Raw genomic sequence first — 18,026 nt, 5'->3', positions numbered from 1 at the left:
ATCGATAACTCGTTTTTCTGGAACCACGCGGCTCCTAGAATGGCGCTCCCTTTCCGTGGATCCTTCCCATGTCCGACCTGTCTTCCCAATGCCTGCGCCTGGCTTTCGACGTCCATTCTCGTATCGAAAACTGGATAGGATCGCCCGATGCTCCCGACGCGCAATTGGCCGTCCTGCTGGATGACTTTGCGCCCGGCTTCAGCATGATCGCCGCCGACGGCCAGCGCCTGCCCGCCGAGGCGTTGCCGGCCTTGTTCGGCAGATTGCGAGGCGCGCGCCCCGGTTTGAAGATCGAAATCGACGAGCTTGCCGTGCTGCACGCGGGCACCGATGCGGTTGTACTGAGCTACCGCGAGCGCCATGCCTGGAGCGCGGGCGCGACCCAGCGGCGCGCGACTGCGCTGTTCACCGTACTGCCTGGCAGCCAGCCGCAATGGATGTACTTGCAGGAAACCTGGGCTTGAGAGCCGGGCCCAGAGTCAGGCCATAAAAAAAGCCTCCGGCTAGGAGGCTTGTCGGAGTGGCTTTCGTATCCCGTCCAGCAGCAGGCTGGTAATGACTTCCGCCAGGACCTGTTGCCTGGCCGCGTCCGGCGCCTGTCTGGTGAAGCGCTCGATGATGCCCATCATGGATTGGGCGTACCAGTCGGCCGGGATGTCCTCGCGCAGCAGCCCCACCTGCTGCTCGGCTCTTACGTTGTCGGCGATCATCGCTGCCAGCTCGTTCTTCAGCGCCTCGGCCTCGGCGGCCTGGAAGAAGCCTATGCGCGTCAGGTTCGGATCTTCCTGCAGGATGGCGAGCAGGCCGCTGACGCCAAGGCGGACGCGGCTGTCCAAGCCAGAGTCTGGCAGGCCGTCCGGCATGCGCGCCTGGCCGATGGCCTGGCGCAAACGCTGCGCGAACATGCCCACCAGTTCGTCGTAGGCCGCCTGCTTGCTGGCGAAGTATTGGTAGAAGACAGGTTGGGTCACGCCGGCCCGGGCGACGATGTCGCTGATCCGGGTATGCTGGAACCCGCGTTCCGCGAATTCCGCCGCCGCAACCTCCAAGAGCTGTAGCCGTGTGCGTTCACCCTTGGTGAGACGCTTATCTTGCGATAAGGAAATAGGTCGTGCCGTAATCATCGCGAGAAAATACTACCCTTCGGCGCTTTTAGCCACTGTTTCCAGGATAGATTCAGATACCGTGACGTCACCCCTGAAACTTTTGCCCCTGGTCTTCGCCGCAGTCCTTGCCAGCATGGCCGCCGGCTGCGTGCCCTACCCCGTCTACAAGACCACGCAACCCGAGTCCCGCGCCACCGTGCTGGACGAGAATTCGCTGCCGCTGGCAGGCGCCCGGGTGGTCCTGATCAGCAGCACCTACCCCTATGGCAGGGAGCAGACGCGCAACGAAACCCTCACGGGCGCGGACGGCGCCGCCGCCTTCGAGGCGCAGCGCGAATGGCGCGCCGAATCGATGATGATCCATGGCGCGCAGGTGTACTTCTGGAACTGGTGCGTGGAAAAGACAGGTTATGAAACCTATGTAACCTCGGATCGGGATGCGGAGCTGTTCGACGCCAAGCCGCAGATCCGCCTGCGGCCTGGCGAGTCGCGTTCCTGCAACAGCATGTCCGGCCTGTGGGGCTGGCCCGCGCCCTCCTGAAATCAGTTGAAATCTCCGTAGCGCTTGAGACACCTTATGCAAGCGCGGCCGCAGTAAAGTGACGCTATCGGCCCGGGTCTGGCAGGACGCCCGCCCCAGGCTGGATCAGGAGCAGAATCATGAAGCGGTTTTCTGGCCGTATGGCCATCGTCGCGGCGCTGGTGTTGGCCGTGGCAAGCGCGCCCGCCATGGCCGGCGGGCGCGGCGGCGGTAACTGGGGCGGCGGCCATGGTAATTGGGGTGGCGGGCACGGCGGTGGATACCACCATTACCACGGCGGCGGCGGCAGCAGTTCCGACGGCTGGTGGATAGGCGGCGCGTTCGCGCTGGCCGCGGTCGGCTTGCTGTTGGCGGCCGATTCCAGCCCGTCCTATGCCCAGGCCGGCGTCTATGCGCCGGGCGTGGCTTATACCAGCCCTCCGGTCTATGCAGCGCCCGCATACAGCGCGCCGGTGTATGAAGCGCCGCCGGTCTACGCCGCGCCGCAGCCGCAGTACGCGCCGGTGCAGTACGAACCCGCGCCGCCCGTCAACAAGGCCCAGGCCAGCGCCACCGTGGACTGCCAGCGCTGGGCCATGAACCAGAGCGGCTACGACCCGGCCACCATCTCGCAATGGACCACCCAGGTCATGGTGGACTCGTACAACCGCGCCCTGGATTCCTGCATGACCAGCCGCGGCTATCGCGCCCAGTAACGCCCGGTTCCGGGTATTCCCGCTTGTCCCGCTGCGCCGGCCTGCACACACTGCATGCCGGCGCGCCGCATTGGACGGTCGCAGCCGCGTCCCGGCGGATAGGCCGCCGGGCATGAAAGGGGAAAACAAGCATGTTCAATATCAAGCGGATCGTCGGGCTGTGCGCCATCGGCGCGGCCTGCGCGTTCTCTGCCGGCGCGCATGCGCAGTCCGACGCCAAATCGCAGGCCATGACCATCGTCGTGCCCTATGGCGCGGGCGGCATCGTCGACAACACGGCGCGGGCCTTCGCGCAGAAGCTCGCCGCCGAGCTGGGCCGGCCTGTGGTGGTGGAAAACCGTGGCGGCGCCGGCGGCATGATAGGCATGAACACGGTGGCGCGGGCGCATGACGAGAACACCCTGGCCTTCACCGCCGTCAGCCCGGTCACGCTGTCGCCGCACGTGATGAAGACGCTTTACGACCCCATGAAGGACCTGGCGCCGGTAGCCGCCGTGATGTATTCGCCGGTCTATCTGGTGGGCGGTCCCAAGTTCACGGGCAAGACCTTCCAGGACATGCTGGCCCAGGCCAAGGCCGATCCCGGCGGGCTGTCTCTGGCCACCGCCGGCGTGGGTTCGCTGGGCCACCTGATGCTGGAACAGATCAACGGCCAGGCCGGCGTGCGCATCACGCACGTACCCTACAAGGGCATGGCGCAGATGGTGCCCGATGCGCTGGGCGGCCAGTTCACGCTGATGCTGGTCAATGCCTCGGGTCCGGTCAACGCGCTGATCGACGAAGGCAAGCTGACCCTGCTGGCCGTGGGCTCGCCGGCCCGGCTGCCGGGACGGAACAACACGCCCACACTGGCCGAGCTCGGCTATCCCATGGCCAACATGACGTCCACCTTCGGCTTCTTCGCGCCGGCCAGCACCAGCCCTGAATTCCGCGCGCGCATGAACGCGCTGATCAACCGGATCGCCGCCATGCCGGACATCAGCAAGCCCCTGACCGAGGCGCTGAACATCATGTCGCCCGGCACGGTGGCGCAATTCTCGGCCCAGGTGCAGAAGGAATACGCGGACAACGGCCTGATCGTGAAACAGGCCAACATCCGCAGCGAGTAGCGGACCGCCGGGGCCCGCGGCTCAGCGCCGCCAGCCCCGCCAGGCGCACAGCAGGCCGGCAATCAGCAAGACGCCGGCCGGCAGCACCCAGACGAATCCCGCATCCGTGTAGACCACCTCATCGACCGGGTCGTAATGGCGGCCCAGCTCGTTGAAGTCCCACTTCAGGTACTGCGCGTACCAGAGATAGAACAAGAAGGCGGCCAGCGCCAGGCAAACCAGCGCGGTCAAGCGCAGCAGCCCGCGGCTGCGGCCAGCGCGCTGCGCTGCCTTCCAGGCCAGGACCGCGCATGCGGCGACGCCCAGCAGCGCCAGCAGATCGCCAGCGTCAAGGCCCAGCATCCGCTTCCAGGCGCTCCAGGCAGTCCTGGGCTTCCTGCCATTGATGCTCGCTGAAGACGCGCAAGCCGGCGCGTGCCAGCAGCTCGGCCGTTACGCCCACGCCGGGCTGCTTGCGGCCGGCGAAATGACCGTCATACACATAGCCGCTGCCACAGGAGGGACTGCCCTCCTTCAGCACCGCGATGCCAATGCCGCGCGTGCGCGCGGCCTCCAGCGCCGCCTGCGCGCCATGCACGAAAGGCTGCGTCACGTCCTCGCCCGACACCGCGACCACGCGGGCGCGCCCGGCCAGCACGGCCACCGCGTCCGAACCCGGCTCGATCTCGGCGGGCGGCCGGGGTACCGGCATGCCGCCCGCCATTTCCGGACAGACGGCCACCACCCGGCCCTCGCCGCGCCAGCGGGCAAGCACGGCGTTGTCATGCGACACGCCGCGCCCGTCATAGCGCACGGGGTTGCCCAGCAGGCAGGAACTGATCAATACATATTGCATGGCGCAGGATCAGGATTCCGCATCGGCCTTCTTGGCGGTCTTGCGGGCAGTCTTGCGGGCGGGCTTGGCCGGCGCCTCGGCGGCGACGGGTTCGGCCGATGCCGGAGCCGCGGCCTTCTTCGCCGCGGTCTTTTTCGCGGCGCGGGGCGTCGCCTGCTTGGCGGCAGGCTTGTCGGCGGCCGGCTTGTCCGCTGCGGACTTGCTGGCCGCAGGCTTGGCGGCCTCGGCCTTGGCGCTCAGGTTCGCCACGCCGCCCTCGAAGGGATCGGAGACCTTGGCGGGCGCCTTGCCGGCCGGCTCGCGGCGGCTTTCCGCCGAGGGTTCCGCAAAGGTCCATTCGGCGATGTTCACCTTCGGCAGCGGCTGGCGCGCTTGCGGCAAAGGCTTGGGCATCGGGGGCAGGCGCGAAGGCTGAGCCGGCTTGGACGTTTGCGCGCGCGCCAGGGCATTGGCCCGCAAGGCGTCCAGCCTGGCGGCGTCCTCTTTTTCGGCGGCCTGGGCGGCGGCGTCGGGCGCAGGCGTGGCCGGCGCTGCTGCCGGCGCCTTGGATGCCGCTGCGGCAGCCGCGGATGACGGGGCCGTCGACGAAGCGTGGCTCGGCGCCTCGGACGATGCGGCTACGGACACGCTCGTCCGCGCAGCTTCAGAGGACGCAGCTGCGGACGAGCTTTCCGCGGACACGGCCGCGCTGTCGCCCGTTGCGCCCTGCTCGGCAAGCTGGCCGGCGCTCTTGCCGCCGTTGCCCGACTTGCGGCCGCCGCGCGACTTGCGGCCGGACCGGCCGCCGGATTCTTCCTGGACCTTGCCGGCTTGCGCGTCGCCGGTTTCAGCCGCTGCGGGCTGATTGACGGATTGATTGGAGGACTGATTCGCCGGCGCCGGACGGGCCGCGCCCTGCGCGGCGCTGCGCTGCGCGGCAGGCGCCCCGCCCGAGCTGTCGCGGTACACATAGGTGCCGGCGTTTTCCTCGCGCCCCACTTCCAGCAGGCCGCGCGATTGGGCCTCGTCCAGCAGGTTGCCGAACGCGCGGAAACCATAGTAGGACTCGTTGAAATCCGGGCGGCGGCGCTTGAGCGCGTCCTTCAGGGCCGAAGCCCAGACCTTGCCGCTGTCGCCGCGTTCGGCCATGAGCGCCTCGAAGGTCTCGGCCACCATCTCCACGGCCTGGGTCTTGCGCGCTTCCAGCTCTTCCTTGCGGCGGCGTTCCTCGTCAGGCGTGCGGCGCTGCTGATTGGCCGCGCCGCCGCGGTTGTCGCGCTTCGCATCGGCCGCACGCTGGCCTTCGCGCGCCAGGTCGTCATAGAAGATGAATTCGTCGCAGTTGGCGATGAGCAGGTCCGAGGTGGACTGCTTCACGCCCACGCCGATCACCTTCTTGTTGTTCTCGCGCAGCTTGGACACCAGCGGCGAAAAATCGGAGTCGCCGCTGATGATCACGAAGGTGTTGACATGGGACTTGGTGTAGCAGAAGTCCAGCGCGTCCACGACCAGGCGGATGTCGGCCGAATTCTTGCCGGACTGGCGCACGTGCGGAATTTCGATCAGCTCGAAATTGGCCTCGTGCATGGGGGCCTTGAATTCCTTGTAGCGCTCCCAGTCGCAATAAGCCTTCTTGACCACGATGCTGCCCTTGAGCAGCAGCCGTTCCAGCACCGGCCGGATGTCGAACTTCTGGTACTTGGTGTCGCGCACGCCCAGCGCCACGTTCTCGAAATCACAGAAAAGCGCCATGCTGACGTTTTCGTTGGGGGTATTCATGTTCTGCTCCAATGCTGCGGCGCCCGCCGCGCCCCGGCCTGTCCACACTGAAACAAGCCTGGCGCGGGTCCTGAACGCCGCCAGATGACGCCCATGATATACATATCTGCCGCCGGTCCCCGGCGACAGCCCTCGCAAGCCATGCCCGAAGCCCCGCCTTTTCCCTCGCTGACCACCGCCCGCCTGATCCTGCAGCCCCTGGAAATCCAGGATGCGGACGCCATCCAGCGTGTCTTTCCGCAGTGGGAAGTGGTGCGCTTCCTGGCCGACCAGGTGCCCTGGCCCTATCCGCCTGACGGCGCGCGCGCCTATCTTGAGCATGTCGCGATACCGGCCATGCGCCGCGGCGAACAATGGCATTGGTCGATCCGAACGCGCGCGCAACCCGACAGCCTGATCGGCATCGTCAGCCTGATGGACGACGAGACCGGCAACAACCGCGGCTTCTGGCTGGATCCCGCCCATCACGGCCGCGGCTATATGACCGAGGCCAGCGACGCCGCCACCGCCTATTGGTTCGAAGCGCTGGGCAAGCCGCTGCTGCGCGCGCCCAAGGCCATCGCCAACACCGCCTCGCGCCGGATCTCCGAGCGCAGCGGCATGCGCCTGGTCGCCACCGAGGAACGCGGCTTCGTCAGCGGCCGGATGCCCGCCGAAATCTGGGAGATCACCCGCGAGGAATGGATCGCCCGGCGGGACCGCGAGGGCTAGCGCGGATCGCAAGACCGCCCGCCGCGGCTGGCGGCCCTGATACGGCCCTTTTATTCCGCCGGGCGGCGTCCGTCCGATGGCCGGTTCAAGCCGCCGCTTACCGCCCTTTTCGCCCCGTTTTCCGGGCGATTGACCTGGGCCGGCGCTGGCTAGAATTCCCGACAATCCGGCATTCCGCGCACGGGATGCCTATGTTTATCGGGCAAGATCCATGAATCCGTCTACCGTCATCGGCGCCGCCGTCGGCCTGCTCACCCTGGTTATCGTCGTGGCCCTGGCCGCCACCGACCCCGGCATGTACATCAACCTGCCGGGGCTGGCCATCGTGCTGGGCGGCACCGCCGCCGCGCTGTTCATCGCCTACCCGCTGTCCGAGGTGCTGCGCGTCTTCAAGCTGGTGCGCACTGTCTTCCGCAACGACCAGCACGACCAGCAGCGCGACATCGAAGAACTGGTGTCCATGGCCCAGCTGTGGATGAACACCGACGTGCGCAAGGTCGAGACGGAACTCAAGAAGGTCAGCAACCCCTTCCTGCGCACCGGCGTGCAGCTGATCATCGACAACACGCCCGAAGACCAGATCATCGAATTGCTGCAATGGCGCGTGGCGCGGCTGCGCGCGCGCGAACAGGCCGAGGCCCAGATGTTCCGCGTCATGGCCACCTTCGCCCCGGCCTTCGGCATGCTCGGCACCCTGGTGGGCCTGATCAACCTGATGTCGGTGCTGGGCGACGGCAGCATGCAGATGATCGGACAGCAGCTGGCCATCGGCCTGATGACCACCTTCTACGGCATCCTGCTCGCGAACCTGATCTGCAAGCCCATCGCGCTCAAGCTCGAACGCCGCACCGCCCGGCGCGTCGAGTCAATGAACATGGTGCTGCAAGGCATCGCCATGATGTGCGAGAAGCGCGGCCCCGCGGTCGTGCGCGAAACCCTGAATTCCTTCGTGATGCACGTCGAGGATGAAATCTACGACGGCGGCGCCGACGCCAAGCCCAAGAACGCCGCGCAAGCCAAGACCGAAGGCCAGGTGAAGCCCGCCGCCGCCCAGCCCGTCTCCATCGCCCGTCCTGCCGCCGCGCGTCAATGAGCCTGATTTCCCCTTCCCTGGCGCAGCGGATCGAGCAGGCCCGCCAGGCCCAGCTGCGCGCCGAGAAAGCGGCGGCCAACAGCGGCTGGCGCCCCAGCAAGAGCGACCGCAAGGACCGCTACGCCCGCTGGCACGTCGAGGAAACCGTCGAACAGGATTCCGAGAACTGGCTGCTCAGCTACCTGGACCTGATCACCCTGCTGCTGGCCATGCTGGTCGTGCTGCTGGCGCTGGCGCGCCTGCACGGCGGCGTGTTCGGCAAGTCGGACCAGCCGGTGGAGCTGGTCGGCACGCTGGCCGCCACCAGCCTGCCCGCCTATGACGGCGAGTACGCCGAATTCGACGCCGTCCATATCCCCGCGAGCTGGGCCGAACCCGAAGCGCCCGCCGTCCCGGCCGTCGCCGCCGCGCAGGCGCAGCCCGCCCAGGAAGGCGAAGTCGTGGCCGCGGCCGCGCCGCCGCTGCGCGCGCCTTCCAAGGAATCTCTGGGCCTGGGCGACCTGGGCAAATCGGTGGACGTGATCATCAACGAACAGTCGGTGAGCTTTCGCATCAGCAACGAGCTGCTGTTCCCGTCGGGCCAGGCCACCCTCAGCCCCACCGGCCTGGACGTGATCAAGCGCCTGGCCGCCATCCTCAACAAGAACGACTACCAGGTCTCGGTCGAAGGCCACAGCGATCCCGTGCCGATCCAGACCCGGCAATTCGCCTCCAACTGGGAACTGTCCAGCAGCCGCGCCACCAGCGTGCTGCGCGAGCTGGTCCGCGACGGCGTATCGGCGCAGCGCCTGCGCGCCGTCGGCTACGCCGAAACGCGCCCGATCGAATCCAACGACACCCAGGCCGGCCGCGCCGCCAACCGGCGCGTGGAACTGATCATGGACATCACGGCGCCGCAGAAGGCGGCGCAAGGCTCGGCGCCTTCTGTGGCGCCTGCTGCAGCAGCGCCTGCTGCGGCCGCCAAGTCCTGAACCGGCGGGGCCGCTCGCGGCCCCTGCCCCAATTGCCCCGCCACCTCGCGGCGGCACGGGGCGGCGCCACTCAAAGCGGCACAGGCCGGTTCCGCAACACGTTCTTCATCACCAGCGTCGACCTCAGCCGCAGCACGCTAGGCAGCGCGGACAGCACCCGGTCATAAAGCGCCTGGAACGCGGGCAGGTCCTGCGTGACGACGTGCAGCATGTAGTCCGGATCGCCGAACAGGCGCTGCGCCTGCACCACCTCTGGAATGTCGCTCAAGGCCGCCTCGAAGGCCGACACGCGGTCGCTGCTGCCTTCGCGCATCGTGACGAAGACGATGGCCGAGAAATTCAGTCCGACCTCGGCCAGATTGATGTTGGCGCCGTAGCCGCTGATCACGCCGGCCTCTTCCAATGCCCGCAGCCGCCTGTGGCACGGGGACAGGCTCAGGCCGACCCTTTCGGCCAGCTCCGTGATCGAAATCCGGCCATCTTGTTGCAGCTCGGCAAGAATCTTTCTATCTATCTCATCCATGAGGAAGATTCTACCCAACATCCCGATGTCTCAGGTAGATAGCGGGAGCACTTCCCCCTGCTTCGCCGATAACATTCCCCGCCTGAGATTCATTTGGGGTATGCAGTTGGAAACCGGCAACTTGGTGGCGTTCTGGCTTGTTTCGCTTTCGCTGGTGGTGGTTCCGGGCGCGGATTGGGCGTATGCCATTTCCGCCGGCCTGCGCGACAAGGCGGTGTTGCCCGCGGTGGCGGGCATGTTGACCGGCTATCTGATGATCACCATGGTGGTCGCGGCGGGCATCGGCGCCCTGGTGGCAAGCCAACCCGCCATTCTTACCGTCCTGACGCTGGTGGGCGCGGCCTATCTGCTGTGGCTCGGCGCCAACGTGCTGGCCCATCCCGCCGAGCCCAAGGCCGGCGAGACCCAGGCCGCGGGCCATTGGCTGGCCTGGGCCGCGCGCGGCTTCGCGGTCAGCGGCGTGAACCCCAAGGCCATCCTGCTGTTCCTGGCCTTGCTGCCGCAGTTCACCAGCCGCGACGGCGCCTGGCCGATTTCGACCCAGATCACCGCGCTGGGCATACTGCAGATCCTCAACTGCGCGGTGATCTACACCCTGGTGGGATTGGGATCGAAGGCGGTCCTGCAAACGCGCCCGGCGGCGGCGCGCAGGGTCAGCCAGTTCTCGGGGCTGGCGATGATCGTCATCGCCCTGATCCTGTTCGGCGAACAGTTGGCGGTGTTGATGGCCTAGCAGTGCGCAGGGAATTAATACCGCTTTGCGCGGGCCCTAATCCCCGGGATGGCCGGCCGCGCTTTCCAGATAGCTGTCGACCGCGCTGCCCACCGTGGGATGGAAGCGGTCGCTGCTGAACACCTCGGACAGCTCGAAGCGCTTGAGCTTGTCGCGCACCGGATCCTTCATCTCGGCGAAGTGCAGCGCGACGCCTTTTTCGGCCAGGCTGCGGCTCAGCTCGCGCAGCATGTCCGCCGAGGTGACGTCGACGCTGGTGACGGGCTCGGCCGCCACCACCACGCGCCGCACCGGCGTAGGGGAAGCGTCCACCGCTTCCATCAACCGTTGCTGGAACAGTTCGGCATTGGCGAAGAACAGCGGCGCGTCCCAGCGGAACAGCACCAGGCCGTCGATCAGCGAGGCCTGCGGATAGCGCTTCAGGTCGTGGTAGCCGCGCAGGTTCGGCACGCGGCCCAGTATCGCGAAGTGCGGACGCCAGCCGTCCCACAGGAACTCGATGACGGCGATGACCACGGCCAGGCAGATGCCGGGAATCGCCCCGAACACGGCCACGCCGGCAAAGCAGGCCATGGACAGCCAGAATTCCCATTGCTGGATGCGGTAGATGCGCCGCAAGTCCTTGAATTCGAACAGGCCGATGGCGGCGGCGATCACCACGGCGGCCAGCGCGCTGCTGGGCAGGTAGCGCAGCAGGTTCGGCGCCGCCACCAGCAGGCCGGCCACGGCGACCGCGCCCACCACGCCCGTGAGCTGCGTGCGCGCCCCCGCGGCCTCGGCCACCGGCGTGCGCGAGGCGCTGCTGCTGATCGGAAAGCCCTGGAAGAAGCCAGCGGCCAGATTGGCCACGCCCAGCCCCACCATTTCCTGGTTGGGGTCCACCTTCGAGTTCGTGCGCGCGGCATAGGTGCGCGACAGCACGCTGGTGTCCGCGAAGGCGATCAGCGCCACGGCGCAGCCGCCCAGCGCGATCTTGACCAGGTCCGCATTGCTGAGCCAGGGCAGCGCGAAGCTGGGCAGGCCTTGGGGAATCTCGCCCAGCACCTTCACGCCCTGCTCGTCCAGGTGCAGCAGGCTGACCGCCAGCGTGGCCAGGATCACCGCGATCAGGATGCCAGGCACGCGCTCGAAGCGCTTGAGCACCAGGATCAGCGCCAGCGTGGCCGCGCCGACCGCCAGGCTGTACCCGTTGGTCTCGCCGCGGAACACGGCCTGCCCCAGCTGCCACAGTTCGCGCAGCGGACCGGCATCGTCGATCGACACCGCGAACAGCTTGGGCAGCTGGCTGACCAGCACGGTCAGCGCGATCCCGTTCATGTAGCCGTAGCGGATCGGCTTGGACAGCAGCTCGGTGATGAAGCCCAGCCGCAGCAGGCCCATCACGATGCAGAACAATCCGGCGACGATGGCCATCAGGCCCGCCGCCGCCACCGCGCGCATGGGGTCGCCGTCGGAAACGCTGAGCACCACCGCCAGGATGGGCGCCGCCAGCGCCGAATCCGGCCCCAGCACCAGGATCCGGCTGGGGCCGAACAGCGCGTAGGCCAGCAGCGGGATGATGGTGGCATAGAGACCGTAGACGCCGGGCACGCCGGACGCCTCGGCGTAGGCGATGCCCACCGGCACCAGCATGGTCGTCAACACCAGGCCGGCGGCCAGGTCCTTCGGCAGCCAGGCGGCCTGGTAGGAGCGCAGCGCGGCCAGGCCGGGCAGCCAGCGCAGCCAGACGGGGGCGGGCTCGGGAGCGGCTCCGGGAGTCGATGTTTGCGAGGTGTCGGGCGTAGGCGTAGCCATGGAACCTTGGTCAGTCATGGGGCCGGCAGCCGGAACCAGGTGTCAGGCTGCAAATCCAATGGCGCGAACTCCATAGTCTGCCGCATTATTCACGTCTGCGCCCGCAGACCCGGGCCGGCGCCTGCGACGGCGCTGTTCACACAGACACCCGCGAGGACCCAGATGACACAGATGGAAAAACCCGCCGATGCGCCCTCCGCCTTCCAGGCCGCCTGGAACGCCCACGACATGCAGGCGCTGGGCGCGCTGTTCCATGAGGACGCGACCTTCGTGAACCGGTTCGGCCATTACGTGCGCGGCGTCGACGAGATCGTCAAGATGCACGCCCCCATCCACGCCAGCATCTATAGCGACTCGACGCTGGCGAACGAACTCATCGATGTGACGCCGCTGGGCGAGGATGCCGCGGTCGTGCACTTCTGGAGCCGTCTGGCCGCCGGCGCGGCCCACCCGGCCGGGGTCCATGCCGTCGACACGCTGATCCTGGCCGTCATGACGCGGCAGGCCGGCGCCTGGCGCATCAAGGCGCTGGAAAACGTCACGCTGGTGAATCCCCGCACCGGGGTTCCGGTGCTGCGGGACGACGGATGAGCCGAGCGCCAACCTCTGCTTACAAAGAAGGCCAGGGCCGTCCGCGCCCGATCGCACAGGCGCAACAAACAGCGGTAATCTAGCGAACCTTATCGGCAGTCCGCACTGGAAGATCCCATGTCCTATCTGCTTTTCATCGTCGAACCCGTGGGCCAGCGCGCCCAGCGCACGCCCCAAGAGGGCCGCGAAGCCTACGCGCAAATGGTGCGCTACGCCGAAGACCTGAGTTCGCGCGGCCTGCTGGTCCGCGCCGAATCCCTGAAGTCCGAATCGGAATCCGTTCGGCTGCGCATCCGCGACGGCGAACGCTCACTGGTCGACGGCCCCTACGCCGAAGCCAAGGAAATGATCGGCGGCTTTTTCCTGCTGAACTGCGACACCCGCGAAGAGGCGCTGGCCCTGGCGGCCGAATGCCCTGCCGCCCAATGGGCCACGGTCGAAGTCCGCGAACTTGGCCCCTGCTTCATGTAGGCAAGGATCCCGGACGGCGTACGTCCGGGCCCCGCTTCAACAATTTCCTTTCTTGGCCTGACCCGGCGGACAGAAGCCGCCGCGGCCGCCGCCGTCGTGCGGATCGACCACCACCGAACCGCTGGGGGTGTAGACGGCACAGCCCGAAAGCAAGGCCGTCAGCAAGGCAAGGCTGCACAGGATTTTCATATCGCTATTCAAAGTTGTAGACGCAGCGAGTGTATGGACGCGCGTGGCAACCAGGGCTGAGCCTTTGTAACCAGGTTTCGCGCCGCCCCACCACCCAAACCTAGTACTTACCCTAGGTGTGACTTTTTTCTGTCGATTCCGCGTCTTGCCGTTCGTCGTGCCAGTACAAGCCCGATAACGGGCTCGGTAATCCGAATCCAGGAGTCTCAGAAATGCGATACATGATCATCGTCCGCGCCACGGCGGACAGTGAAGCCGGCGTGATGCCGGAGGAAAGCATGCTCTCCACCATGGCGACCTATCACGAAGCCCTGGCCAAGGCCGGCGTGCTGCTGGACGCCAATGGCCTGCAGCCCTCGTCCAAGGGCTGGCGCGTGCATTACGACAAGGGCGAACGCAAGGTCGTGGACGGCCCGTTCGCCGAAACCAAGGAGCTGATCGCCGGCTACACCTTGATCCAGGTGCGCTCGCGCGAGGAAGCCATGCAATGGGCGCTGCGCTTTCCGGACCCGTTCCCGGACCAGCCCTGCTCCGTCGAAGTGCGCCAGCTGTTCGAGCTGGACGAGCTGGGCCCCAGCGAAGGCGTCGAACGCTTCCGCCAGATCGCGGGCAACGGCCAATAAGCGCCCCCCCCCCACCGGATCCCATTCATGCTGAAAACCCTGCTGCTCATCGTCCTGGCCGCCATCGCCGTGGTGCTGCTCTACGCCACCACGCGTCCGGACAGTTTCCGCGTCGAACGCAGCGCGCAGATCCAGGCGCCGCCCGGACGCGTGTTCCCCCTGATCAACGATCTGCACGCGTTCAACACCTGGAACCCCTACGAAAAGAAGGATCCCGCCATCAAGGGCAGCTACGGCGCGGTCACTGCGGGCCCGGGCGCGACCTACGCCTGGGAAAGCGACAAGGTGGGCGTGGGCGACATGCGGATCGAGACCGCCGTGCCGGATTCGACCGTGACCTTGCGGCTGACCTTCGTGAAGCCGTTCGCCGCGGTCAATCAGGTCACCTTCACCCTTGCGCCGGCTGGCGACGGCACGCAAGTCACCTGGGCCATGGAGGGCCGGCTCAATTACATCGCCAAACTGATGCATCTGTTTTTCAACATGGACAGCATGGTCGGGAAGGACTTCGAAGACGGGCTGGCCAACCTCAAAGCCCTGGCAGAAAGGCGCCAGGACTCAAATACCAAATAAAGGACGCGGGAACATCATGCACAACCAGATCTTCGTCAATCTCCCCATCAGCGACATGCAGAAATCGCAGGCCTTCTTCAAGAGCCTGGGCTTCAGCTTCAATCCGCAGTTCACCAACGACCAGGGCGCCTGCATGGTCGTGAGCGACAGCATCTACGTCATGCTGCTGGTGAAGGACTTCTTCCAGACCTTCACCGGCAAGCCGGTGGCCGACGCCACCAAGACCACCGAGGTGCTGATCGCGCTGTCCTGCGACAGCCGCGCCGAAGTGGACGAGCAGGTGGCGCGCGCCCTGGCCGCCGGCGGCACCGCGCCGCGCCAGCCGCAGGACCATGGCTTCATGTACGCTCATGGCTTCGAGGACCTGGACGGCCACGTCTGGGAACTGATCTACATGGTCCCTGGCGAAGTCCCCAACGTATGACGCAGGCGGCCGCGCATCGCGCCATCGAGGCGGTCTGGAGGATCGAGGCCGCCAGCGTCATCGCCGGCGTCGCGCGCCTGGTGCGCGACGTCGGCCTGGCCGAGGAGCTGGCGCAGGATGCCTTGGTCGCTGCCCTGGAACACTGGCCCAAAACCGGTGTTCCGGACAACCCGGGAGCCTGGCTGATGACTACCGCCAAGAACCGAGCCCGCGACCGGCTGCGGCTGGACGCGCTGCATACGCGCAAGCACGAGCAGATCGGCCGCGAGCTGGAAGCCCTGCAGGCCGACGTCGAGCCCGACTTCGTCGACGCGCTGGACGCCGCGCGCCAGGACGACATTGGCGACGACCTGCTGCGGCTGGTGTTCACCGCCTGCCATCCGCTGCTGTCCACCGAGGCGCGCGTGGCGCTCACCCTGCGCCTGCTGGGCGGGCTGACCACGGCGGAAATCGCGCGCGCCTTCCTGGCTTCGGAATCGACCATCGCCCAGCGCATCGTGCGGGCCAAGCGCAGCCTGACGGCCGCCAGGGTGCCGTTCGAGGTGCCGCGGGCCGAGGAGCGCGCGCCGCGCCTGGCGTCCGTGCTGGAAGTCATCTACCTGATCTTCAACGAGGGCTATTCGGCCACGTCCGGCGACGACTGGATGCGCCCGGCGCTATGCGACGAAGCCCTGCGCCTGGGCCGCATCCTGGCACAGCTGGCGCCTGCCGACAGCGAGGTCCATGGCCTGGCCGCGCTGATGGAATTGCAGGCTTCGCGCCTGCCCGCGCGCACCGACGCGCAAGGCCGTCCCGTGCTGCTGATGGAGCAAGACCGCAGCCGCTGGGATCATCTGCTGATCCGCCGCGGGCTGGCGGCGCTGGCGCAGTCCGACAGCCTGGGCGGTCCGCGCGGCCCCTACGCCTTGCAGGCCGAACTGGCCGCCTGCCACGCCCGCGCCCGCGCGCCCGAGGAGACCGACTGGCCGCGCATCGTGGCGCTGTACGACGCGCTGGCGCAGGCCATGCCATCGCCGGTGGTGGAACTGAACCGCGCCGTCGCCGTCGGCATGGCGTTCGGCCCGCAAGCCGGGCTGGACCTGGCCGACCATCTGGCGCAGGAACCTGCGCTGGCCAATTACCACTGGCTGCCCAGCGTACGCGCCGACCTGCTGGCCAAGCTGGGGCGCAACGCCGAGGCCCGCGCCGAATTCGAGCGCGCGGCCGGCATGACGCGCAATGCGCGCGAACGCGAACTGCTGCTGGCGCGGGCGCGGGAAGTTTCCGGCGCCTAGGGTCTGTTCACTTCTTGAACGCCCTTCCGGCCTCCCCCAGCGTCGCTTGCCCGCATGCTTAAATCAAGCCATGCGCCCCGCCGATACCATCCCGTCCGATCCCGCCGCGCCCGCCATGCCGGGCGTGCCGGCGGCGTTCGACCATCCTGGCGACCGGGCCGAGTTCCGCCATGCGCCGCACCTGGCGGGCGTGGAGCTGTACCGCGCGCATATCGTCCGCTATGCCTTCGAGCCGCACACCCACGAAGCCTACGGGCTGGGCGCGATCGAGTCCGGCGTCGAGCGTTTCCGCTATCGCGGCGCGGACCATCTGGCGCCGTCGGGCTCGGTGGTGCTGATGAATCCGGACGAATTGCATACCGGCCGCGCCGAAACCGAGGGCGGCTGGCGCTATCGCATGGCCTATCTGGATCCTGAAGTGGTGACGCGGGTGACCGGCGAACGCGGCTGGTGGTTCGATGCCGCCGTGGGCCATGACGCCGCCGGCGCGCAGCGCATCACCGCCCTGCTCGACGCCTTGTGGCAGGCGCGCGAGCCCCTGGCGTTCGACAGCGCGCTGTACACGCTGCTGGGCGAATTCCGCCGCCACGCGCGGGTGCTGCGCCCAGCAGCGGCCGAAGGCGCGCCGCGCTTCGCACCTGTCATCGAGTACCTGCGCGCGCACCTGTCACGCCGCCTGACGCTGGACGAGCTGGCCGCCGTGGCCGGCCTCAGTCCGTTCCATTTCCTGCGCAGCTTCCAGGCGCAATACCACGCCACGCCGCAGCAGATGCTGATGGCCCTGCGCCTGTTCGAGGCCAAGCGCCGGCTGGCTGCGGGAGAATCCCCCGCCCAGGTGGCGCTGGCCTCGGGCCTGACCGACCAGGCGCATCTGACCCGCGCCTTTGCCCGCCGCTACGGCGTCACGCCCGCCCGCTATCAGAAGCAGGTCCGCGCCTGAGCAGGGCGCAGCAATCTGGTACAAGACGCGTCCGCCGCGCCCTGGCTAGACTGCCCGCATCCCTGACTTGAAGCGAGTTTGTATGTGGGCTGGAACCCTTTACGCCCTGGCCGCCGGCCTGATGTGGGGGCTGGTGTTCGTGGGCCCCCTGCTGCTGCCGGAGTACCCGGCCGCGCTGCAATCCGTGGCGCGCTACCTGGCCTTCGGCCTGATCGCGCTGCCGCTGGCCTGGCTGGACCGGCGCCGGCTTCGCCAACTGAATCGCGCCGACTGGATCGAGGCGCTGAAGCTGGCCGCCATCGGCAACCTGCTGTATTACCTGTGCCTGGCCAGCGCCATCCAGCGCGCCGGCGGCCCGCTGCCCACCATGATCATCGGCACCCTGCCGGTGGTCATCGCCATCAGCGCCAATCTGCGCAATGCCCGGCGCGACGGCAGGCTGCCATGGAAACGGCTGGCGCCCGCGCTGGCCCTGATCGCGCTGGGCATCGCCTGCGTCAACCAGGTGGAGCTGCAGGCGCTGCGGCAGGAGGCCGATGCCGACATGTCGCGCTACGCCATCGGCGCGCTGCTGGCGCTGGGCGCGGTGGCCTGCTGGACCTGGTATCCGCTACGCAATGCGGACTGGCTGCGCGCCCACCCCGATCGCAGCCCGCGCACCTGGGCCACGGCCCAGGGCGTGGCCACCCTGCCTCTGGCGCTGGCGGGCTACGCGCTGTTGTGGGCAGGCATGGCCGCCACCGGCAGCGCCTTTCCCATGCCCGCCGGCCCCAGGCCCGAAGTCTTCCTGGCCCTGATGGCGATCATCGGCCTGTTCGCGTCGTGGCTGGGCACCCTGTGCTGGAACGAAGCCAGCCAGCGCCTGCCCACCGCGCTGGCCGGACAACTGATCGTGTTCGAAACGCTGGCGGCGCTGGCCTATGCCTACATCCTGCGCGGGCAGATGCCCCAGCCGCTGACGCTGGTCGGCATTGCCTGCCTGATCGTCGGCGTGTTGCGCGCGGTGCGGGTCAAGCCCGAAGCGCTGCCGGCTGCCGCGTGATGCCGCGCTGCGTGTCGCGGCGGCATCGCT

At 67.7% G+C, this 18,026-nt stretch carries 23 protein-coding genes; 16 read left to right on the top strand and 7 right to left on the bottom strand.

What is annotated here, in order from left to right:
• Nucleotides 1-68 precede the first annotated feature (68 nt).
• A complete protein-coding gene (locus HWY37_RS13185; RefSeq protein WP_175208446.1) occupies nt 69-464 on the top strand; it encodes a hypothetical protein in 396 nt (131 codons plus the stop codon).
• Between the two features lie 39 nt (nt 465-503).
• Here HWY37_RS13185 and HWY37_RS13180 read toward each other — a convergent pair whose 3' ends face one another.
• The gene (locus HWY37_RS13180) at nt 504-1,049 is read right to left on the bottom strand and encodes a TetR/AcrR family transcriptional regulator (protein ID WP_246302286.1); all 546 of its coding nucleotides are present in this window, start codon (nt 1,047-1,049) and stop codon (nt 504-506) included.
• A 136-nt stretch (nt 1,050-1,185) separates the two neighbouring features.
• Between HWY37_RS13180 and HWY37_RS13175 the strand changes: the two genes are divergently transcribed.
• The 3 genes from HWY37_RS13175 (at nt 1,186) to HWY37_RS13165 (ending at nt 3,451) form a co-directional block, all read left to right on the top strand.
• Nucleotides 1,186-1,647, top strand: a complete 462-nt coding sequence (locus HWY37_RS13175) for a carboxypeptidase regulatory-like domain-containing protein (RefSeq protein WP_246302285.1) — start codon at nt 1,186-1,188, stop codon at nt 1,645-1,647.
• A gap of 119 nt (nt 1,648-1,766) precedes the next feature.
• Nucleotides 1,767-2,342, top strand: a complete 576-nt coding sequence (locus HWY37_RS13170; RefSeq protein ID WP_175208448.1) for a hypothetical protein — start codon at nt 1,767-1,769, stop codon at nt 2,340-2,342.
• Between the two features lie 131 nt (nt 2,343-2,473).
• A complete protein-coding gene (locus HWY37_RS13165) occupies nt 2,474-3,451 on the top strand; it encodes a Bug family tripartite tricarboxylate transporter substrate binding protein (protein ID WP_176088805.1) in 978 nt (325 codons plus the stop codon).
• A 21-nt stretch (nt 3,452-3,472) separates the two neighbouring features.
• Here HWY37_RS13165 and HWY37_RS13160 read toward each other — a convergent pair whose 3' ends face one another.
• From HWY37_RS13160 to HWY37_RS13150, 3 genes are read right to left on the bottom strand one after another with little or no spacing between them, the layout of a single operon-like run.
• A complete protein-coding gene (locus HWY37_RS13160; protein WP_246302284.1) occupies nt 3,473-3,793 on the bottom strand; it encodes a hypothetical protein in 321 nt (106 codons plus the stop codon).
• Nucleotides 3,780-4,286, bottom strand: a complete 507-nt coding sequence (locus HWY37_RS13155) for a 2-thiouracil desulfurase family protein (protein ID WP_176088804.1) — start codon at nt 4,284-4,286, stop codon at nt 3,780-3,782. Before HWY37_RS13155 ends, HWY37_RS13160 begins: the two co-directional genes overlap by 14 nt.
• Nucleotides 4,287-4,295: 9 nt before the next feature.
• On the bottom strand, nt 4,296-6,044 hold the full coding sequence (locus HWY37_RS13150; RefSeq protein ID WP_176088803.1) for an NYN domain-containing protein: 1,749 nt from the start codon (nt 6,042-6,044) through the stop codon (nt 4,296-4,298).
• A gap of 93 nt (nt 6,045-6,137) precedes the next feature.
• On the opposite strand from HWY37_RS13150, the gene HWY37_RS13145 reads away from it, so the two are divergent.
• The 3 genes from HWY37_RS13145 (at nt 6,138) to HWY37_RS13135 (ending at nt 8,819) form a co-directional block, all read left to right on the top strand.
• Nucleotides 6,138-6,755: a GNAT family N-acetyltransferase gene (locus HWY37_RS13145; protein WP_246302283.1), complete on the top strand. Its 618-nt coding sequence runs from the start codon at nt 6,138-6,140 to the stop codon at nt 6,753-6,755.
• A gap of 211 nt (nt 6,756-6,966) precedes the next feature.
• Entirely contained in the window at nt 6,967-7,848 is an 882-nt protein-coding gene (locus tag HWY37_RS13140) for a motility protein A (RefSeq protein WP_175208452.1), read from the top strand.
• Entirely contained in the window at nt 7,845-8,819 is a 975-nt protein-coding gene (locus HWY37_RS13135; protein ID WP_176088802.1) for an OmpA/MotB family protein, read from the top strand. The genes HWY37_RS13140 and HWY37_RS13135 overlap by 4 nt, the downstream gene beginning before the upstream one ends.
• Before the next feature lie 70 nt (nt 8,820-8,889).
• On the opposite strand, the gene HWY37_RS13130 is transcribed toward HWY37_RS13135, so the two are convergent.
• The gene (locus HWY37_RS13130) at nt 8,890-9,342 is read right to left on the bottom strand and encodes an Lrp/AsnC family transcriptional regulator (RefSeq protein WP_175208454.1); all 453 of its coding nucleotides are present in this window, start codon (nt 9,340-9,342) and stop codon (nt 8,890-8,892) included.
• Between the two features lie 100 nt (nt 9,343-9,442).
• On the opposite strand from HWY37_RS13130, the gene HWY37_RS13125 reads away from it, so the two are divergent.
• Nucleotides 9,443-10,075, top strand: a complete 633-nt coding sequence (locus tag HWY37_RS13125) for a LysE family translocator (RefSeq protein WP_176088801.1) — start codon at nt 9,443-9,445, stop codon at nt 10,073-10,075.
• A gap of 36 nt (nt 10,076-10,111) precedes the next feature.
• Here HWY37_RS13125 and HWY37_RS13120 read toward each other — a convergent pair whose 3' ends face one another.
• Nucleotides 10,112-11,869, bottom strand: coding sequence for a SulP family inorganic anion transporter (locus tag HWY37_RS13120; RefSeq protein ID WP_246302282.1), 1,758 nt, complete (start codon nt 11,867-11,869; stop codon nt 10,112-10,114).
• Between the two features lie 171 nt (nt 11,870-12,040).
• On the opposite strand from HWY37_RS13120, the gene HWY37_RS13115 reads away from it, so the two are divergent.
• Nucleotides 12,041-12,460 carry an SgcJ/EcaC family oxidoreductase gene (locus HWY37_RS13115; RefSeq protein WP_246302281.1) on the top strand — a complete coding sequence of 140 codons (420 nt, stop codon included), beginning with the start codon at nt 12,041-12,043 and terminating at the stop codon, nt 12,458-12,460.
• Nucleotides 12,461-12,577: 117 nt separating this feature from the next.
• Complete coding sequence (locus tag HWY37_RS13110) at nt 12,578-12,931, top strand: YciI family protein (protein WP_175208457.1); 354 nt, start codon at nt 12,578-12,580, stop codon at nt 12,929-12,931.
• 36 nt (nt 12,932-12,967) lie between these two features.
• On the opposite strand, the gene HWY37_RS13105 is transcribed toward HWY37_RS13110, so the two are convergent.
• Complete coding sequence (locus tag HWY37_RS13105) at nt 12,968-13,120, bottom strand: hypothetical protein (RefSeq protein WP_175208458.1); 153 nt, start codon at nt 13,118-13,120, stop codon at nt 12,968-12,970.
• Between the two features lie 212 nt (nt 13,121-13,332).
• Between HWY37_RS13105 and HWY37_RS13100 the strand changes: the two genes are divergently transcribed.
• From HWY37_RS13100 to HWY37_RS13075, 6 genes are all read left to right on the top strand, one after another.
• Nucleotides 13,333-13,743, top strand: a complete 411-nt coding sequence (locus tag HWY37_RS13100) for a YciI family protein (RefSeq protein WP_175208459.1) — start codon at nt 13,333-13,335, stop codon at nt 13,741-13,743.
• Between the two features lie 27 nt (nt 13,744-13,770).
• Nucleotides 13,771-14,316, top strand: coding sequence for an SRPBCC family protein (locus HWY37_RS13095; RefSeq protein WP_175208460.1), 546 nt, complete (start codon nt 13,771-13,773; stop codon nt 14,314-14,316).
• A 16-nt stretch (nt 14,317-14,332) separates the two neighbouring features.
• A complete protein-coding gene (locus tag HWY37_RS13090) occupies nt 14,333-14,740 on the top strand; it encodes a VOC family protein (protein WP_175208461.1) in 408 nt (135 codons plus the stop codon).
• Nucleotides 14,737-16,014, top strand: coding sequence for an RNA polymerase sigma factor (locus tag HWY37_RS13085; RefSeq protein WP_176088800.1), 1,278 nt, complete (start codon nt 14,737-14,739; stop codon nt 16,012-16,014). The genes HWY37_RS13090 and HWY37_RS13085 overlap by 4 nt, the downstream gene beginning before the upstream one ends.
• Nucleotides 16,015-16,084: 70 nt before the next feature.
• Complete coding sequence (locus tag HWY37_RS13080) at nt 16,085-16,954, top strand: AraC family transcriptional regulator (RefSeq protein WP_246302280.1); 870 nt, start codon at nt 16,085-16,087, stop codon at nt 16,952-16,954.
• 82 nt (nt 16,955-17,036) lie between these two features.
• Nucleotides 17,037-17,996, top strand: a complete 960-nt coding sequence (locus tag HWY37_RS13075) for a DMT family transporter (RefSeq protein ID WP_176088799.1) — start codon at nt 17,037-17,039, stop codon at nt 17,994-17,996.
• Nucleotides 17,997-18,026: the final 30 nt, after the last annotated feature.

Source organism: Achromobacter anxifer, from assembly GCF_903652925.1.
In the GTDB taxonomy this organism is placed as follows: domain Bacteria; phylum Pseudomonadota; class Gammaproteobacteria; order Burkholderiales; family Burkholderiaceae_B; genus Achromobacter; species Achromobacter anxifer.
The sequence above is the reverse complement of the archived record's forward strand: the minus strand, read 5'-3'. Positions and strand labels throughout refer to the sequence as shown.

Coding starts and splice junctions, on each gene's coding strand:
- HWY37_RS13185 (WP_175208446.1), top strand. CDS start 69: ATGTCCGACCTGTCTTCCCAATGCCTGCGCCTGGCTTTCGACGTCCAT.
- HWY37_RS13170 (WP_175208448.1), top strand. CDS start 1,767: ATGAAGCGGTTTTCTGGCCGTATGGCCATCGTCGCGGCGCTGGTGTTG.
- HWY37_RS13165 (WP_176088805.1), top strand. CDS start 2,474: ATGTTCAATATCAAGCGGATCGTCGGGCTGTGCGCCATCGGCGCGGCC.
- HWY37_RS13160 (WP_246302284.1), bottom strand. CDS start 3,793: ATGCTGGGCCTTGACGCTGGCGATCTGCTGGCGCTGCTGGGCGTCGCC.
- HWY37_RS13155 (WP_176088804.1), bottom strand. CDS start 4,286: ATGCAATATGTATTGATCAGTTCCTGCCTGCTGGGCAACCCCGTGCGC.
- HWY37_RS13150 (WP_176088803.1), bottom strand. CDS start 6,044: ATGAATACCCCCAACGAAAACGTCAGCATGGCGCTTTTCTGTGATTTC.
- HWY37_RS13145 (WP_246302283.1), top strand. CDS start 6,138: ATGATATACATATCTGCCGCCGGTCCCCGGCGACAGCCCTCGCAAGCC.
- HWY37_RS13140 (WP_175208452.1), top strand. CDS start 6,967: ATGAATCCGTCTACCGTCATCGGCGCCGCCGTCGGCCTGCTCACCCTG.
- HWY37_RS13135 (WP_176088802.1), top strand. CDS start 7,845: ATGAGCCTGATTTCCCCTTCCCTGGCGCAGCGGATCGAGCAGGCCCGC.
- HWY37_RS13130 (WP_175208454.1), bottom strand. CDS start 9,342: ATGGATGAGATAGATAGAAAGATTCTTGCCGAGCTGCAACAAGATGGC.
- HWY37_RS13125 (WP_176088801.1), top strand. CDS start 9,443: ATGCAGTTGGAAACCGGCAACTTGGTGGCGTTCTGGCTTGTTTCGCTT.
- HWY37_RS13120 (WP_246302282.1), bottom strand. CDS start 11,869: ATGGCTACGCCTACGCCCGACACCTCGCAAACATCGACTCCCGGAGCC.
- HWY37_RS13115 (WP_246302281.1), top strand. CDS start 12,041: ATGGAAAAACCCGCCGATGCGCCCTCCGCCTTCCAGGCCGCCTGGAAC.
- HWY37_RS13110 (WP_175208457.1), top strand. CDS start 12,578: ATGTCCTATCTGCTTTTCATCGTCGAACCCGTGGGCCAGCGCGCCCAG.
- HWY37_RS13105 (WP_175208458.1), bottom strand. CDS start 13,120: ATGAAAATCCTGTGCAGCCTTGCCTTGCTGACGGCCTTGCTTTCGGGC.
- HWY37_RS13100 (WP_175208459.1), top strand. CDS start 13,333: ATGCGATACATGATCATCGTCCGCGCCACGGCGGACAGTGAAGCCGGC.
- HWY37_RS13095 (WP_175208460.1), top strand. CDS start 13,771: ATGCTGAAAACCCTGCTGCTCATCGTCCTGGCCGCCATCGCCGTGGTG.
- HWY37_RS13090 (WP_175208461.1), top strand. CDS start 14,333: ATGCACAACCAGATCTTCGTCAATCTCCCCATCAGCGACATGCAGAAA.
- HWY37_RS13085 (WP_176088800.1), top strand. CDS start 14,737: ATGACGCAGGCGGCCGCGCATCGCGCCATCGAGGCGGTCTGGAGGATC.
- HWY37_RS13080 (WP_246302280.1), top strand. CDS start 16,085: ATGCGCCCCGCCGATACCATCCCGTCCGATCCCGCCGCGCCCGCCATG.
- HWY37_RS13075 (WP_176088799.1), top strand. CDS start 17,037: ATGTGGGCTGGAACCCTTTACGCCCTGGCCGCCGGCCTGATGTGGGGG.